The organism is Pseudomonas corrugata (assembly GCF_050920615.1).
Lineage (GTDB): Bacteria > Pseudomonadota > Gammaproteobacteria > Pseudomonadales > Pseudomonadaceae > Aquipseudomonas > Aquipseudomonas corrugata.
This window is the reverse complement of the sequence record NZ_CP130434.1, coordinates 5,458,044-5,473,782: the sequence shown is the minus strand read 5'-3', so window position 1 is coordinate 5,473,782 and position 15,739 is coordinate 5,458,044. Positions and strand designations below refer to the sequence as shown.

Annotated in this window: 14 protein-coding genes; 8 read left to right on the top strand and 6 right to left on the bottom strand. The window is 59.8% G+C overall.

Annotation, left to right across the window (positions count from 1 at the left end):
* Positions 1-95 precede the first annotated feature (95 nt).
* From QZH45_RS24405 to QZH45_RS24395, 3 genes are all read right to left on the bottom strand, one after another.
* Positions 96-563 carry a VUT family protein gene (locus tag QZH45_RS24405; protein WP_024780904.1) on the bottom strand — a complete coding sequence of 156 codons (468 nt, stop codon included), beginning with the start codon at positions 561-563 and terminating at the stop codon, positions 96-98.
* A gap of 221 nt (positions 564-784) precedes the next feature.
* Positions 785-1,570, bottom strand: coding sequence for a siderophore-interacting protein (locus QZH45_RS24400; RefSeq protein ID WP_024780905.1), 786 nt, complete (start codon positions 1,568-1,570; stop codon positions 785-787).
* Positions 1,563-2,144 (bottom strand): PadR family transcriptional regulator, encoded by a 582-nt coding sequence (locus QZH45_RS24395; RefSeq protein ID WP_024780906.1) that lies wholly within the window; start codon positions 2,142-2,144, stop codon positions 1,563-1,565. Before QZH45_RS24395 ends, QZH45_RS24400 begins: the two co-directional genes overlap by 8 nt.
* A 418-nt stretch (positions 2,145-2,562) precedes the next feature.
* Between QZH45_RS24395 and QZH45_RS24390 the strand changes: the two genes are divergently transcribed.
* The 8 genes from QZH45_RS24390 to QZH45_RS24355 all read left to right on the top strand — a co-directional run bounded on the left by QZH45_RS24390 (position 2,563) and on the right by QZH45_RS24355 (position 10,878).
* Positions 2,563-3,048 (top strand): CS1 type fimbrial major subunit, encoded by a 486-nt coding sequence (locus tag QZH45_RS24390; protein WP_024780907.1) that lies wholly within the window; start codon positions 2,563-2,565, stop codon positions 3,046-3,048.
* Positions 3,049-3,164: 116 nt separating this feature from the next.
* Positions 3,165-5,699 (top strand): CS1-pili formation C-terminal domain-containing protein, encoded by a 2,535-nt coding sequence (locus QZH45_RS24385; protein ID WP_432783580.1) that lies wholly within the window; start codon positions 3,165-3,167, stop codon positions 5,697-5,699.
* A gap of 148 nt (positions 5,700-5,847) precedes the next feature.
* A complete protein-coding gene (locus QZH45_RS24380; protein ID WP_024780909.1) occupies positions 5,848-7,104 on the top strand; it encodes a hypothetical protein in 1,257 nt (418 codons plus the stop codon).
* Positions 7,105-7,150: 46 nt separating this feature from the next.
* A complete protein-coding gene (locus tag QZH45_RS24375; RefSeq protein ID WP_024780910.1) occupies positions 7,151-8,395 on the top strand; it encodes a hypothetical protein in 1,245 nt (414 codons plus the stop codon).
* Between the two features lie 59 nt (positions 8,396-8,454).
* Positions 8,455-9,198, top strand: coding sequence for a pilus assembly protein (locus QZH45_RS24370; RefSeq protein WP_024780911.1), 744 nt, complete (start codon positions 8,455-8,457; stop codon positions 9,196-9,198).
* A gap of 45 nt (positions 9,199-9,243) precedes the next feature.
* Entirely contained in the window at positions 9,244-9,726 is a 483-nt protein-coding gene (locus QZH45_RS24365) for a CS1 type fimbrial major subunit (RefSeq protein WP_024780912.1), read from the top strand.
* 124 nt (positions 9,727-9,850) lie between these two features.
* Positions 9,851-10,345, top strand: a complete 495-nt coding sequence (locus tag QZH45_RS24360) for a CS1 type fimbrial major subunit (protein ID WP_055136197.1) — start codon at positions 9,851-9,853, stop codon at positions 10,343-10,345.
* Between the two features lie 38 nt (positions 10,346-10,383).
* Positions 10,384-10,878 carry a CS1 type fimbrial major subunit gene (locus QZH45_RS24355; protein WP_024780914.1) on the top strand — a complete coding sequence of 165 codons (495 nt, stop codon included), beginning with the start codon at positions 10,384-10,386 and terminating at the stop codon, positions 10,876-10,878.
* A gap of 2 nt (positions 10,879-10,880) precedes the next feature.
* On the opposite strand, the gene QZH45_RS24350 is transcribed toward QZH45_RS24355, so the two are convergent.
* The 3 genes from QZH45_RS24350 to QZH45_RS24340 form a co-directional block, all read right to left on the bottom strand.
* Entirely contained in the window at positions 10,881-14,006 is a 3,126-nt protein-coding gene (locus QZH45_RS24350) for a transglycosylase domain-containing protein (RefSeq protein ID WP_055136196.1), read from the bottom strand.
* A gap of 258 nt (positions 14,007-14,264) precedes the next feature.
* The gene (locus QZH45_RS24345) at positions 14,265-14,723 is read right to left on the bottom strand and encodes an REP-associated tyrosine transposase (RefSeq protein WP_024780916.1); all 459 of its coding nucleotides are present in this window, start codon (positions 14,721-14,723) and stop codon (positions 14,265-14,267) included.
* 238 nt (positions 14,724-14,961) lie between these two features.
* Positions 14,962-15,420, bottom strand: a complete 459-nt coding sequence (locus QZH45_RS24340; protein ID WP_024780916.1) for an REP-associated tyrosine transposase — start codon at positions 15,418-15,420, stop codon at positions 14,962-14,964.
* Between the last annotated feature and the right edge of the window lie 319 nt (positions 15,421-15,739).

Genomic DNA, 15,739 nt, shown 5'->3' with positions numbered 1-15,739 from the left:
TCCTCAAACAGGAGCGGATCATCGAGGGTCGCGCGCCGGGCGAGCTTCCCATAGGGAGAAAGCGCGGCATTTTACATGAACCACGTGGTTTGGCTTCAGCCGACGACGGCCTGTTTGCGCAAACGCCAGGCCATGATCAGCCAGACAGCGGTGACCCCGGCGAATTTCGAGGCCAGTGCGGTGATCACCACCGGTGGGGTCAGGGCATCGATCAGGCCGAAGAAGATGAAGGTATCGAGGGGAATGCTCAGCGCCGAGCTGATCCACAACCGATCATGCAACGGACGCTTGGTGACCGTGAACACCAGCCAGTCGATGCACTCGGATACCGCGAACGCCGTGGCGCTGGCCAGGGCGATGGTCGGGTCCGAGGTGACATAAGACAACACCAGCGCCGCCAGCATTGCCGCGATGGCGCCATGGCCGAACCGGGTCTGCACCATGTCCCGCAGGATGAATACCAGGCCACCCCAGGCCGACCAGATGATGTCCAAGTGCGGTGCGGCGGAAAAGGCGTAATTGATCAGCACGACGCTGGCGATGTAGGCGATCAGGAAAAGCATGGGGCGGGGCACCTGTTTAACAAATTTCTCAAGGGCGACTAGGAACTGTGGCGAGGGGATTTATCCCCGTTGGGTTGCGTAGCGGCCCCCATCACTGAAGTCTCAATCTACCTGACACCCCGAGTTGACTGGGTTTAGGGATGCTTCGCAGCCCAGCGGGGATAAATCCCCTCGCCACAGATAAATCTGCCTTGCTGCGGCAGGCCGGGTTTGTCAGAGGATTATTCCTCCTCGCTACCATCCGCCTTCCAATAACCCACCGCTTTTACGAAGTTCTGGTCCAACCCTTTCTCCTCCAGCAACACCTTGCGAATCTGCCGAGACACCTTGCTTTCGGTGGCGACCCAGGCGTACAGCTTGCCGCCAGGTACTTCCAGTTGACGGACGGTGGTCAGCAGGCTGTCGTGGCGACCTTCGCGCAGCACCCAGATCACGTGGACCTGCGCGGAGCTATGCAGCACTTGTTGTTCGGCACCGTTTTCCACTTCCACGACCACCAACGCACGCCGGTTGGGTGCCAGGCCCTCGAGGCGACGAGCGATGGCGGGCAGGGCGGTTTCGTCACCGATCAGCAGGTAACTGTCGAAAATGTCCGGCACGATCATCGAGCCCCTTGGCCCACCGATGTTGAGGTACTGCCCAGGCTCAGCCTGGGCCGCCCAGGTCGAGGCGGGGCCGTCGCCATGGAGCACGAAATCGAGATCCAGCTCCAGGGTCTCCAGGTCATAGCGGCGTGGGGTGTAGTCGCGCATTTCCGGCAGTGTGCCCTGGGCCTTGCCGGCGCTGGGATCGAAAGTTTCCAGGGCGGCCCGTTCCCCGGCGTTCTGGGGGAAAAACAGTTTCACATGATCATCCGTGCCCAGGCTGACAAACCCGGCCAGTTCCGGCCCACCGACGGTGATGCGGCGCATGCGCGGTGTCAGGTCCACCACCCGCAGTACTTGCAGGCGACGACGCTTGATCTCGTGGCTGACACGGTGAATGGTGTTTGGATCGATTTCAGTCATCGCTTGACTCCGAAACAGGGGGACGGGCGGGGCCGTCAATGATGGCTTTGGCGGTGTCGTTGAGCAGGTCGCGTATCCGCAGGATTTCTTCCGGACTCCAGCGATCCTGGTGTCTCTGCAGGGCACGCCGCAGATTACCCACCGCTTCGTGGATTTCAGCCGGTCGATCCTGCTCGCGCAGGATGCGCTTGCTGGCTTCAACGCGCATCCGCACACCCTCCAGTGCCTCGGCCTGGTCGTGAAGGAATAGACGTCCGACGTCGGTTGCGCTGTAACATTTTTTCCCGCCCTCGGCGTCTCCGCTGACCATCTTACTCATTTCCAGGTGGGTCAGGGTGGGATAGATCACGCCGGGACTCGGGGTGTAGGCGCCGTCGAACATGGCCTCGATCTGGCGAATCAGCTCATAGCCGTGACAAGGCTTTTCGGCGATCAGTGCCAACAGCAGCAACTTCAGGTCACCGGCAGCGAACACCCGAGGACCGCGCCCACCGCGCTCACGACTGGGCGGGCGTCGTTCGAAGCCATCGCAATGGTCTTGTTCGCGAGTGGGGGGGCAATAAGGAACTGTCATCTATCTGCTCTCTGTTCTGCATAAATAGAACCGAGATATATCTTTGACTGTAGATATATCTTCGACTATAGATATATCTTTGTTAAAAGATATATCTCAGCTGCGTCATACTTGAAGTGAAACAAGACCTTACCTGAATCCCTTATGGATGCGGGACGAAACCGGATGGGCGTTGGGAGGTTTTAATCGCAACTAGTGAGAGTGTCGGAAAGCTCTTACATTCGAAGTCACGCCTTATCAAGAAATGCGTATTTTTCTTTGTTTTGCGTGTGCGATTTACTACATGAAGCTGCGAACTTTCCTGCTTATTTTTAATTAAAGAGCGACGATCATGCACCGGCGTTGAAGGGGCACGCCAAGCTGTATTGATGTGCAACTTCGGCCCTTCTCTCTTTATTGCTATGAACAGGTGTTAACAATGCTCATGAAAATCGTAACCGTCGCTTCTCTGACCGCCGCGGCCCTGAGTTCTTCGCTGGCCTTCGCTGCCGATGACGCACGTTCGTCCATCCACATCACCGCGAATATCCCGACCATGCAGTTTCATGTGCAGCCACGTGACGGGAACTGGGGTAAGGACGAAACCATGTCCTACAACACGGTCAGCGGTACCCTGACTTCGCTGCGTCAGACCTATGACGTGAAGAACACCGACGGTTCCGTCAATGCCTATATCGAAGGCGGCCCGGCTTCGCTGTACAACGGCAGCGATGCCATCGCCCTGACCACGACCTTCAATGGCGTCACCCTGACCGCCCTGTCCCAGGAAGTGGTCGATGACGCAACTTCCACCCCGGGTACCCAGGCCGAGATGACCATCGTTCCGGCCAAGCCGCTCGCTACCCAGAACGGCCTGTACACCGCCGACATGACCGTCATCTTCGACGCCGTGCCGCGCCCGTAAGGCCATTCGTTGCCCGGTGAGCCTCACCTCGCCGGCAGCAGGCCGGCCGGTTCTCCCCAGCCGGTCGGCCTGAACCTGAAACACACCGAAAGCTCGCTGATTATGAGAGTCCGTTGATGTTACCGATGACACCCATCGCGGGTGCGCTCGCGCTGTTGTTGTGCGCGAGTGCATTGGCCGCGCCGACTGCCCCCGGTACGACACCGACAAGCCTGCTGTCCCAGGCCAAGGGCCTGCCGGCGGAGTTTGAAGCCCACTTCTTTGACGTGCCATTGGCTGTTCGTATTGAGCTCAATCAACAGTATCTCGGTGAAGCCATGGTGGTCTTGACGCGGGATGATCGCATTACCCTGCTTGAATTCACCGACACCCACGACAGCACGATCAAAGCCGCCGAGCGGGACCAATGGGAGCAGACACTCAAACAGGGACAACTGTTAGGTGCCTGTGAAAAGAACTGCACCGCCGGGCTGCTGGCGGTGCACTACAGTCTTGAAAATTCACTGGTGTCGATCCTCACCCGGGATGTCGAGCGCAGTACCGAAGCACTGCGCTATCACGACCAGCCCCAAGGCGGCAGCCTTGGCCTGATCTTCAATAACCAACTCAATATCAATGGTGGCCAGGAACAGGAAACCGGTGGCCGCTATGGCATCAACGCCAGTTCCAGCGTGGGCAACTGGAGCCAGTCCCTGGACCTCCAGCTTTCCCGCCTGGGTGGGCCGGACGACAAGATCTACCACGCCGTCCATGAGCTCTTTACCCAACGTGAGTTGGAAGGCCATTTTTTTCGACTGGGTTATTTCACCCCCAGCTCCGATGGCTTGAACCGTCAGATCCGTTCGTTCGGTGCCAACCCTGACACCGCATTGGGCGTGATGTACGGCAGCTCCGACAGCCTGGTGGTCGAAAACCCCAAGCCCAGCGTCTACCCCATTTACGTCACCGCGAGCCGCCAGGCTTCGGTGGAGATTTATCGCAGCGGCCTGCTGATCAATACCCAGGCCGTCAGCGCAGGCTTGCAGAGCCTGGACACTCGCCCGTTGCCCGGCGGTATCTATGAAGTGGAAGTGCGGCTGATCGAGGATGGGCAAACCACCGCCACCAGCCAGGAACTGGTCTACAAACCAAACAATTGGAACAGCACCGAGGAGCGCTGGCGCTACAACCTGTTCGCCGGTCGCGAAACCCGGCTCTGGAGCAACTGGGAAGAACAGCCGTCGGGGTTCACCACCGCGGGATTTGGCGTCAACTACCTGCTGCACCCGCGGGTCATCGTCGGTGGTTCCGCCCGCCAGGTGCAGGACAAGCTACAGGTCGGCACGTCGATAGACTGGACGCTGGCCTCTCACACCAGCCTGTACGCCAACGTCTACCAGACCGAACAGTACGGCAACGGCATGGACGTACAGGCCCTGTACAGTTATGGCCAAGGCAGCCTCGTCGCCAGTCATAACCGCAGCTGGCTGGACACCCGCAACACTTACGAAACCCTGCCGGACGGCACTCGCATTCGGCAACGCAATGTGTTCGTCGGCCAGACCAGCAACTCATCGCTGTCGGTCAACCACCGTTTGAGCAACAAATCTTCCGTCAACGGACGCCTGGCCTATAGCGAAGGCAATGTCCAGGGCGCGGGCCTGGACCTGGGCTGGACCCAGCGCGGCAAGTTGCGTGGCAGCGATGCCAACTGGCGGTTGTCGGTGTTCGATCGTCCCGGCACCTCGAGCACCAGCGACCGTCGCAATCGCGGCGTGGACCTGAGCTTCAGCGTGGCACTGGGCGGGCCGGGCGAGTATTGGTCGGGCAGCATCGGCACCCGCACCTCCTGCGAGGGGGACCGGGACAACAACGCGTCGCTGACCTATCGCCGTGACCTCCAGGATCATGTGCTGCAGAGCGTCTCCGGCACGGCGCTGACCGACACCTATGGCGTGGGCCTGTCCGGCATCGCCAGTTTCAGCACCGAATCGCTCTATGGCGACGGTTTCCTCCAGCGTTCGTCCTATAACGACAATCTCACGGGCGGCCTGAACCTGAGCAGCACCGTGGCCGTCGGCGGCCAGAAAGCCGTCTTCACCGGTGTGCCCCAGGGCCGTGGCGCGGGGATGATCGTCGACGTGGAAACCGACCTGGACAACATCATCCTGCGCGCCGACGACTTGACCGGCGGCAGCACCACATTGCACCCGGGCCGTAACTTCGTGCCGATCACCGCCTACCGCAACAGCATGGTGACCTTCGACTTCGAGGGCGTGCATCCACCGGCGGCGAGCATCGAGCCGGCACGCACCCGTTATCACCTGAACAAGGGCGGCGTGGACTACCGCAAGGTCAGCGTGCTGAAAACCGTGACGGTGCTCGGCCGACTGCTGGACGAACAGGGGCAACCGCTCAGGGGCCATCACGTGATCAATCACGCCAGCCGCGGTGTCAGCGAAGCGGACGGATTCTTCTCCATGGAGATGAATGCCGCATCCCCGACCCTGGAAGTGCGCTACGACAACCAGCTGTTCTGCCGCTTCCGTCTCGACCCGGAAAACGCCAGTAACGAAGGCGATGTATTGATGATCGGCGACCTGCGTTGCACGCCGGACAGCCTGGCTGATAGCTCACTGGCCGCGGCCGACCCGGCGAAGCAGCGTTCATGAGTTGTGGGAGCAAGGCTTGCCCGCGATGAACGATAACGCCGTTCGCGTGAAGACCGAGGCGCCTGCATCGCGGGCAAGCCTTGCTCCCACTGTGAAATTTTCTCCCAAAAACTTGCAGGGATTTGCTTTGACGTATGAGGTTGTATAAATGAAATTCTTATCGGTAGCCGTGAGCAGCGTGGTCTCGATGCTGTTGCTTGCCTGCGTGCCTGCTGCCAATGCCGTGAACCAGAATATCAGCGCGATATTCAGGCCCGATGCTTCGAAGCCAAACCTGAATCAATTTACCAATACCACCCCGGTCAGTGGCTATTGCACCTTCTATCCGGCGGATTGCGCGGCCACCAAGATATTCAGTATTCAGTTGCCTATCCGCTTCAATTCGGTCGGCCCTATTCAGGCGAATCACACTGACTACCGGCAAGGGGCGACGTTCAAGGTGCCCGCCAACTGGCGTACCGCCCAGGTGACTCATGCCGGCACGGGTGAAATTGAAACCGTTGAAGTGCGCTTTTCGGGAATCGGTTCGAGATACCGTCTTCCGATGAACGTGCTCGAACTGATAGGTAATCCAAGCATAGACCTTACGCTGGCACACAACCGGTTATGGGGCGGTTATGGGCACAGTTGGGTGAACCCCCCTTCACCTTGCGGATACACCGGTCACGGAGGTCTGAACGCGACGACTTACCGGTTTTTCTGGAAGACCCGAGTCGAAGCGGCTTGCTCCAAAAAGAGTAGTTTTCTGATCCCCAGCCTGGTTTACGACTATCTGGACTTTGCCTACGAACTGCGCACTCCGAACCCCTTGAAAATGTCGAGTGGTTTGTACACGGGTTCTTTGACCTACAGCATTGGGCCGGGCCAGGATCTGGACATGGGCGATATCATGATCCCCTCCGATCCGATACTCACGTTCGATTTCAAGCTGACTGTCGAGCACACCCTCAAGGTCGAAGTTCCTCCCGGTGGCAATCGCGTGGAGTTGGTGCCTCAGGAAGGCTGGCAAGCCTGGCTCAACAGCGGACGCAAGCCAACGCGCCTGTTCCGTGACCAGCGCTTCCATATCTCCGCCTCATCCCGTTTCAAGATGGCGCTCGAATGCCAATACATCAGCGGCAACACCTGTGCGATTGCCGAAACCGATACCGGCCACACGGTGCAGGTGAACGTCGGCGTGACCCTGCCCGATGGCGTGACGGACGGCGCGGGGCAACCGGTCAACCGACGCCGGTTGTTGCGCGATGGCAGTGGCACCGAGTTGTTCCAGCCCGGCTTATACGTCGATCGCCGGCTCGGGATGCTGCATTTCGAAGTGGACCGCAGCAGTGTCGAAGCGATGCTCGATACCGGCGCCACGCATTACGCCGGCGATGTCACGGTGATCTGGGATTCGGAAGTTTAAAGGGCCTGGATTGGCCAGCCTGAGGCGAAAGGAAGGTGACGGATTGATGAAAGGTCTACCAGTAGCAGTGCGTAGTGTGGTTTCGGTGATGTTATTGGCCGGCGCATCGACGGCCCATGCCGTGAGCAAGGAGATCACCGCAGTCTTCAGGCCCGATCCTTCGAAGCCCCACGAGAATAGCTTTCGAAATACCACGCCGGTCTCAGGGTACTGCGCCTTTTACCCGGCAGACTGTGACAGGGAGAGCATGTACAGCCTTCAGTGGAACATCAACTCGTATTCCAATGCGCCCATCCAGGCCAATCATGCGGATCTGCGGCAAGGGGCGATATTCCATGTGCCTGCCAATTGGCGTCTGGCGCAGGTCACTCATACCGGCACAGGCGAGACTGAAATCGTCCAGGTGCGCGTCGCCGGCATTGGCTCGATGTATTTCCTGCCGGTCAGCGTGATCGACCTGGTCGGAGGGGGAGTGGACATGGGGACCGCTCATGCGATGTTGTGGGGCTCCACCTGGAAGTATGCCCCTGCACCTTGTCGGTCCAGCAGCCAATCGAGCTTGAACGACCGTGCCTATTCCTTCTTCTGGAAAACACCGGTCGAAGGGAGCTGTGCCAAAAGGGCCCGTTACCTGATCCCAGGCATGGAGTACACCTCCATGAACTTCGCCTACGAACTGCGCACCCCCAACCCGTTGAAGATGTCGTCCGGCCAATACACCGGCTCTCTGGTCTATGGCATCGGTCCGGGGCAGGACTTCGACTTCGGTGACCTGATGATCCCCAATGAATCGGTGATCACTCTCAATTTCAAACTCGATGTCGAGCACACCCTCAAGGTCGAGGTACCCCCCGGCGGCAACCGTGTGGAACTGGTGCCCCAGGAGGGCTGGCAAGCCTGGTTGAACAGCGGGAGCAAACCGACGCGGCTGTTTCGCGACCAGCGCTTCCATATCTCGGCCTCGTCTCGTTTCAAGATGAGGCTCGAATGCCAGCACGTCAGCGGCAATACCTGCGCGATCTCGGAAACCGGCACCGGCCATGCCGTGCCGGTGGACATCAAGGTGACGCTGCCCGAAGGCCTGACCGACGCCGGCGGGCAACCGGTCGACCAACGTCCGCTGCGGCTTGACGGCAGCGGCACCGAGCTGTTCCAGCCGGGTTTTTACGTCGATCGCAGGCTGGGAATGCTGCACTTCGAAGTCGCCCGGGGCAGCGTCGAGGAGATGCTGGACAGTGGCGCCAAGGCCTACACCGGCAGCGTCACGGTGATCTGGGATTCGGAAGTCTAGTGGCCTGCTGGCCAGAATATTTCAGTGAGTTGCGTTCAATGCATGAGGTTAAGCAAGTGATGAAACATCTATGGGCATGGGTTGGCTTTTCCCTGTTCTGCGGCGTGGCCGAGGCCGGTCCGCAGATCGGTGTCGGGGTGGTCTACGACTACCTGGACGGCAACAAGACCACGTACATGAAGCGGGTGTTCAACGGCGGGACGTCGACGGCTTTCGTCAAGGTGAACATCCTGGAAATCATCTACAACGAGGACGGCACCTACAGTGAGGTGCCCTTGCAGAACCAGGCCAGTGCCCAGGCCAGGGATGGCCTGATGGCCAGCCCGGCGCGCCTGATCGTGCCGGCCAACGGTGTGCAGGGCACGCGGTTGCTGTTCATGGGCAACCGCGACAAGGAGCGCTACTTCCGTGTGCGCTTCGTACCGGTGGTGCCGGAAGCGGAAGACGAATTCGCCGTCAGCGCGGAAGAGCGCGAAGCCTATAAAAAAGAGCGCGTGGGGGCCGGGGTCAAAGTACTGGCGGGTTACGGCACGGTGTTCTTCGTGCGGCCCAAGGACACGCGCTTCGACACTGTGATCGATAACAACACCAATCGCTACGTGCTGCGCAACAACGGCAACAGCGTGGTGGTGATCGATGAGTTCAAGGACTGCGAAGCAAAGAAAGAGAACGAATGCCGCCCGACCACCAAGCATCACGTCATGACCGGCCGGACGTTTTCGTTCGACAAGGAAGCGGGGCGTGAATATCGCTTCACCCTGATCGAAGGCAGCAAGACCCGGAACGTCGAGATCAAGAGCTGACGGAGACCGTCGCTGAACCGTCATTGACGCAAGAGGTAAATCAAAATGATCAAGACACGGCTACGGCCCCTCGCATTGATGGCCTTGCTGATGCCCTGGACTTCGGCCTGGGGGGCTGTCGAGAGGGAAACCTTCGAACTCTACGTGACCATCCCGACGGCCGACTTTTATGTGTTGCCCCTCGACCCGCAGTTGGTCCAGCGGGAACAGCGCCTGCCGTTCAGCACCATCACCTCGGACCTGAGCCCGTTGCGGGCCATTTACGAGGTGAAGAACAGCAACGGCTCCATTGGCGCGCGCCTCGGGGAGGAGGCTTATCTGTCCAATGGCCTTGATCGCATCGACTTGCGCGTGCGCTTCAACGGCGTCGAACTGACCCTGGATTCCGCCCAGGTGGTCTCGGCCACCGAGGCACGGCCGGGCCGACAGGTGCCGCTGGAAATCGCCGCCATCAAGCCCGATGACGACTACAAGCCTGGCGACTACTACGGCACGGTACACATGGTGTTCGACGCCACGGCGCCGTAGGGCGAACGGAACACATTGAGTCAGTAGAGAACCTTTGCGGTGAGGGAACAGGCTCCCTCGCCACGGGTTAGCAGTAGTGGCATGGACGCTTCTTTAACAATAACGATGAAAAAAGGTAGCAAGCATGTTCAAGCAATTTGTCTCCGTCATGGCCCTGGGCGCCGCGACCCTGAGTCCTTCGCTGGCGCTCGGGGCCGATGATGCGCGGTCCGCCATTCATATCAAGGCGAACATTCCAACCCAGCAGTTCCATGTCCAGCCACGGGATCCAGAGTTCGGCAAGCACGAGGTCATGCATTACAACCCGCTGAACGATGACCTGGGCATTTTGCGCCAGATCTTCGACGTGAAGCACACTGAAGGTTCGATCCACGCCTACATCGAGGGCGGCGCGGCGTTCCTGTCCAACGGCAATACCAGAATCCCGTTGAGGGTCCGGTTCAACAAAGTCCGTCTGGATGGCTTGCCTCGGGAAGTCGTGGACGATGCGTCCTCCACGCCCGGTACCCAGGTCGAGATGACGATCCGTGCCGATGCCATGCCGGTCCAGCGCCGGCCAGGCTTCTACACCGGCGACTTCACCGTGATCTATGACGCGGTACCGCGGATCTCTGCTTGACCCATCTCTGTTGCTCACAGCTAAAAAAGGTATTTGGCATGTTCAATAAAAAGGTAGCTGCAATGGCCCTGGGCGCCGTTGCCCTGAGTGCTTCGCCGGCGCAGGCGGCGGATGATGCACGCTCGTCGATTCACATCACGGCGAACATTCCGACCCAGCAGTTCCATGTGCAGCCCAGGGATCCGGAGTTCGGCAAGGATGAGGTCATGTATTGGGACCCGGTGAAGAGTCAACTGACCCCGGTACGCCAGACCTTCGACGTGAAGAACACCGACGGTTCGGTGCATGCCTATCTCCCGGCTGGTCAGCCGGCGCTGACCAACGGTAGCAGCGCCATTCCTCTGCTTGTCCGGTTCAACAACGTCACCCTGACTTCCACGCCCCAAGAGGTGGTGGATGACCCCACGTCCACCCCAGGTACGCAGGCAGAGATGGTCATCTATGCCTCGACCATACCGCTCCCCGACCAGACAGGCCTGTTCAACGCCGACTTCACGGTGATCTTCGACGCGGTACCGCGGGTGATCCGGTAGTTCTACCCTGGCGACGAGGCTCCCTGGCGCGCCACCAACGGCGTGCACTGGGTATGGCTGCCCGGCTGCAAGTAGGGCGTGAGAAACGGCGCCATCCCTTTGAGCACCTGCACCGGCAAGGCTGAGGTGAACTTGAAATTCTGCGCCGAGGCCCCGGGTACATAGGCGGTGAGGGTGCCGAAATGGCTGTCGCCGATGTAGAACACGAAGGTGGCCGTGCGGTTGATCGCCTTGGAGCTGATCACTCGTCCACCGGCGCCGATGGCTTCGATGCGGTTGTCGCCGGTGCCGGTCTTGCCGCCCATGGCCAGCGGCGTACCGTCGGCCAGTTTGAAACTGCCGGCCACCCGTTTCGCGGTGCCGGCATCCACCACCTGGGACAACGCACCGCGCAGGGCGAGGGCAACTTCAGCCGGCATCACGCGCTTGCCTTTATCCGGATCATTGACCAGTTGGGTTTCGTAGGGGGTATCGACGGCAAAGTGCAGGCTGTCGACTCGTAGTACCGGTTGGCGGATGCCGTCGTTGAGAATGGTGCCCACCAGCTCCGCCAGTGCGGCAGGGCGGTCGCCGGAGCTGCCGATAGCCGTGGCCAGCGAGGGCACGAGATGGTCGAACGGATAGCCGACTTTCTGCCAGCGCTGGTGGATATCCAGGAACGCTTCGATCTCGAGCATAGTGCGTATTCGACTGTCGCGGGCGCTCTTGTGCCGACTCTTGAACAACCAACTGTAGACTTCCTGGCGTTCGAACTCACTCGCCTTGACGATCTGGCTGAACTTGGCGTCGGGGTTGTTCAGCAGGTACCCCATCAACCATAGATCGAGCGGGTGGACCTTGGCGATAAAGCCCTGGTCCGGCAGGTCGTAGGCGCCGGGACCGTAGCTCTGGTAGAGCCGTTCCAGGCGTTCATCGGTGAGCTTTTCGTTGCTCTTGACCGATTTGAGGTGCGAGCGCACGAAGCGGTTGAAACTGTCCTGGCTGTCGTTGGGGAAGAAATAGCGATGCACGGCGGCCAGGCGGATCGCGGTGGGGTGCATGCTGTCGAGAAAGGTTTCGAGGCGCTGGCTGGTGTCCTTCTTCTGATACTTCTTCCAGAACCTGAGCAGGAACGAGGTGCCTTCGCGGTCAGCGAATTGGGCCAGGTATTCCTGGCGCCGCGGGTTACTGTCGTCCTTGAGCAATTCGGCGCTATTGTTGGGGCCAGCATACGTGGCGTAGCGCACCAGATCACGCATCAGGCGGATGAAGGGCAGGTTGATCGACTCCCGCAGGGCATCACGCAAGCTGGGGTTGCGGCCATTGTCTTCGCTGCGGAAGTTGTGGAAGGTGTGCAGCCCGCCGCCGGTAAAAAATGCCTCGCCAGGGCTGGCGGAATACGTACGATCCAACGCCGCCTCAAGCATCTTCGACAGGCTGCGGTCGCTGTTCTGGATCAGGTAGTCGACAGCCCAGCGGGACAGGCGATCCTGTTCGGCGACATCGACTTTTTTCAGAGTCGCCGGGGTTTCAGCGCCATAGCGGTCGTGCAACTCGGCAATGATCTGCAAATAGGTGGTGAGCACCCGCAGCTTGGCGGTGGAACCGAGTTCGAGTTTGCTGCCTTCGTTGATGTCGAAAGGCTGGTCGGTGCTGTCGGTCTGCACCCGCACGCGTGAACCGTCCGGGGTCAGTTCCAGCAGGGTAAAGCTGTAGCGCACCTGGGTGGTGCTGGTGGGGGTGAGCAGGCGTTCTCCCATCAGACCGATCTCGGTCGCGAAAGCCGGGTCGGCCAGGCGCTTGAGGTACTCGGTGGCTTGGGTCTGCAGGTCGTTCTGCAAGGTGCTGGTGGCGGACAGGTCCAGACGATCGAGGTCGTACAAGGGACGGTTGAGCAACGTGGCGAGCCGACCGCGGGCGGCGCTGATGCCTTTGTTGGTTTCGTTGGGCTGGATCGTCGGTTGTTGCACCCAGTCGCGATAACTGACTTTGCTTGCCAGGGCGGCATCGGCCAGGGCGCCGTCGATCACACCATTCTGGGTCAGCAGCCGGATGTGGCTGTCCGTCAGGCTTGCCAGTTCGTCATGGCCCCTGGACAAGTAGTGGGACGGGCGGCGCTGAGCGATCATCAACGACAGCATCTCCCTCAGCGCCAGCCCCTTTTCCGCCAGGCTCCGTGGATCGGTGGCGGTGCTGAACAACTGCTCATTGGCCCGGTTGAAGTCGGCGCCGTACCAGACCCGCAGACCTTCAGCCATGCCGTGGACCTCTCCATGCCCTGGTACGGCGGAAAGCGGCACGCTGTTGAGGTAGTCACGCACGATCCGTTGCCGCGCCTCGAGGGTCTGCGGACCGGCCCGATAGGCGCGCACGCTGGCGGAAATCATCTGGCGGATTTTTTCTCCCCCCGAGACGGTCAGGCCATCGGGAGAGTGGCGGTACTTTTCCAGTTGCGTCGCCAGGGTGCTGCCCCCGGCCGACTGTCCCGGCAGGTTCAACAGCTTGGCCACCTGCGACCACGCCGCCATGCCGAAGCGCGGCCAGTCCACCGCCGGGTTGGCCTGGGGCTGGCGGGGATCGAGCAGGAAGCGGTTCTCGATGAACAGCAAGCTCTGCACGACCACGGGGGGGATGACGTCGAAACTGGCATACAGCTGTTGTGGGTACTTGAACTGATACAGCGGCGCGGCGCGGCAATCGGTGATGGTCAGGCCGGCCTGGATCTTTTCCGGGTAGGGCACGAACAGGCCTTTTCCGACGTAGTCCATCAAGGCCGGCGAAAACCGTGTCTGGGCCTGGATCACGTAGTTGCGCTTGAGCAGTCGCGGCAGGAACTCCCCCAGCGAGCTGTAGCCCAACCGTCGGTCGAATGGGCCGGCACCGGGGTAGACGATGGCATCGCTGGGCCCCGGTAGCAGCGAATAGCTCAGGGAGGCAGCGTATTTGCTGATCTCCCTGGCCTGGAACCTGGAGGTACGCATTTCCTTGGCTGCCGCGAGCCCGACCACCACGACAATAATCAGCAGTAGTAACCAGAACGCCCGCCAGCCATGCCGCGCGCGGCGTTTTTTTTGGGGTATAGGCGCTTCTTCCATACGTTCAGTCGGGACCACAGGTTTGTTCGAATCGGTTTGCCATAGAGCGCCCATAGTCGACTGATCCATTCACGCAGATTGATCGGACTTGCTTGAAGCTTAGACGGTGGTTTGCGTGGGGGAGGGAAATTGTGGGCAGGCCGGCACCCTGAAATCCTGTAGGCACCATGCAACCCTGTGGCGAGGGGATTTATCCCCGCTGGGCTGCGCAGCGGCCCTAAAACCAGACTACCTCGGTACATCAGGCAGATCCGGTCGACTGTTTTAGGGCCGCTACGCGCCCCAGCGGGGATAAATCCCCTCGCCACAGCTTCAGAGCCAGATGGCATCCCAGAGCGGGTAATCGCCAATTCGGCTTACCAGCCCTGCGCGAACCGGGTTGGCAATGATGTAGCGGGCGAAGGGCTGGATGTCTTTATTGTCGCGGAGTGCATGGTCGTGGAAGCCGCTTTGCCAGAGCGGGCCGGACGCCCCGGTCCGACTGTTGACGCTGTGTGTGCATCGAGCTTTGGTGGCACCAATGACTCGACTCAGAGGGGTATTGTTGATTTGAACCAGCCAATGGAAATGATCCGGCATCACCACCCAGGCCAAGGAGTTGACCTGGCCCGAGTCATGGGCTCGTTTAAATTCAGCTACTAACAATCTTCCAACTTTCCAGTCAGCGAATATTGGACGTCGTCGATGAATGACAGCCGTTACCAGGTAGCCGCGCCCTTGCTCCGAACAGCGACCTCGGCGCAAGCGATGGGAATTGGGGCGTGGATGCATTCCTTGCTTCCTTTGAAGGGGGTGTCAATGCAGCCTAGCCATGTAGGTGTTTCCACGACACTGAGACGTATGAGCGAAAATTCCGAAATCTGCGTAGTCCCCTGTGGCGAGGGGATTTATCCCCGCTGGGCTGCGCAGCGGCCCTAAAACCAGACTACCTCGGTACATCAGGCAGATCCGGTCGACTGTTTTAGGGCCGCTACGCGCCCCAGCGGGGATAAATCCCCTCGCCACAGCTTCAGAGCCAGATGGCATCCCAGAGCGGGTAATCGCCAATTCGGCTTACCAGCCCTGCGCGAACCGGGTTGGCAATGATGTAGCGGGCGAAGGGCTGGATGTCTTTATTGTCGCGGAGTGCATGGTCGTGGAAGCCGCTTTGCCAGAGCGGGCCGGACGCCCCGGTCCGACTGTTGACGCTGTGTGTGCATCGAGCTTTGGTGGCACCAATGACTCGACTCAGAGGGGTATTGTTGATTTGAACCAGCCAATGGAAATGATCCGGCATCACCACCCAGGCCAAGGAGTTGACCTGGCCCGAGTCATGGGCTCGTTTAAATTCAGCTACTAACAATCTTCCAACTTTCCAGTCAGCGAATATTGGACGTCGTCGATGAATGACAGCCGTTACCAGGTAGCCGCGCCCTTGCTCCGAACAGCGACCTCGGCGCAAGCGATGGGAATTGGGGCGTGGATGCATTCCTTGCTTCCTTTGAAGAGGGTGTCAATGCAGCCTAGCCATGTAGGTATTTCCGAGACGCTGAGACGTGTGAGCGAAGATTCCGATGACTGTGTAGTACCTCTGTGGCGAGGGGGTTATCCCCGCTGGGCTGCGAAGCGGCCCTAAAACCAGACTACTCGGTGTATCAGGCAGAATTGAGTCTGCTGCTTTGGGGCTGCTGTGCAGCCCAGCGGGGATAAATCCCCTCGCCACAGAGGGCGGTGCTCTTAAATCCCCTGTAATTCCGGTCAATGCATCTCCAAAAACCCAACTTTTGCTGTGGCTTATCCCTGAATTT

Excerpts from the sequence above, each read along its gene's own strand:
- QZH45_RS24405 (WP_024780904.1), bottom strand. The coding sequence starts at position 563 with ATGCTTTTCCTGATCGCCTACATCGCCAGCGTCGTGCTGATCAATTAC.
- QZH45_RS24400 (WP_024780905.1), bottom strand. The coding sequence starts at position 1,570 with ATGACTGAAATCGATCCAAACACCATTCACCGTGTCAGCCACGAGATC.
- QZH45_RS24395 (WP_024780906.1), bottom strand. The coding sequence starts at position 2,144 with ATGACAGTTCCTTATTGCCCCCCCACTCGCGAACAAGACCATTGCGAT.
- QZH45_RS24390 (WP_024780907.1), top strand. The coding sequence starts at position 2,563 with ATGCTCATGAAAATCGTAACCGTCGCTTCTCTGACCGCCGCGGCCCTG.
- QZH45_RS24385 (WP_432783580.1), top strand. The coding sequence starts at position 3,165 with ATGTTACCGATGACACCCATCGCGGGTGCGCTCGCGCTGTTGTTGTGC.
- QZH45_RS24380 (WP_024780909.1), top strand. The coding sequence starts at position 5,848 with ATGAAATTCTTATCGGTAGCCGTGAGCAGCGTGGTCTCGATGCTGTTG.
- QZH45_RS24375 (WP_024780910.1), top strand. The coding sequence starts at position 7,151 with ATGAAAGGTCTACCAGTAGCAGTGCGTAGTGTGGTTTCGGTGATGTTA.
- QZH45_RS24370 (WP_024780911.1), top strand. The coding sequence starts at position 8,455 with ATGAAACATCTATGGGCATGGGTTGGCTTTTCCCTGTTCTGCGGCGTG.
- QZH45_RS24365 (WP_024780912.1), top strand. The coding sequence starts at position 9,244 with ATGATCAAGACACGGCTACGGCCCCTCGCATTGATGGCCTTGCTGATG.
- QZH45_RS24360 (WP_055136197.1), top strand. The coding sequence starts at position 9,851 with ATGTTCAAGCAATTTGTCTCCGTCATGGCCCTGGGCGCCGCGACCCTG.
- QZH45_RS24355 (WP_024780914.1), top strand. The coding sequence starts at position 10,384 with ATGTTCAATAAAAAGGTAGCTGCAATGGCCCTGGGCGCCGTTGCCCTG.
- QZH45_RS24350 (WP_055136196.1), bottom strand. The coding sequence starts at position 14,006 with ATGGGCGCTCTATGGCAAACCGATTCGAACAAACCTGTGGTCCCGACT.
- QZH45_RS24345 (WP_024780916.1), bottom strand. The coding sequence starts at position 14,723 with ATGCATCCACGCCCCAATTCCCATCGCTTGCGCCGAGGTCGCTGTTCG.
- QZH45_RS24340 (WP_024780916.1), bottom strand. The coding sequence starts at position 15,420 with ATGCATCCACGCCCCAATTCCCATCGCTTGCGCCGAGGTCGCTGTTCG.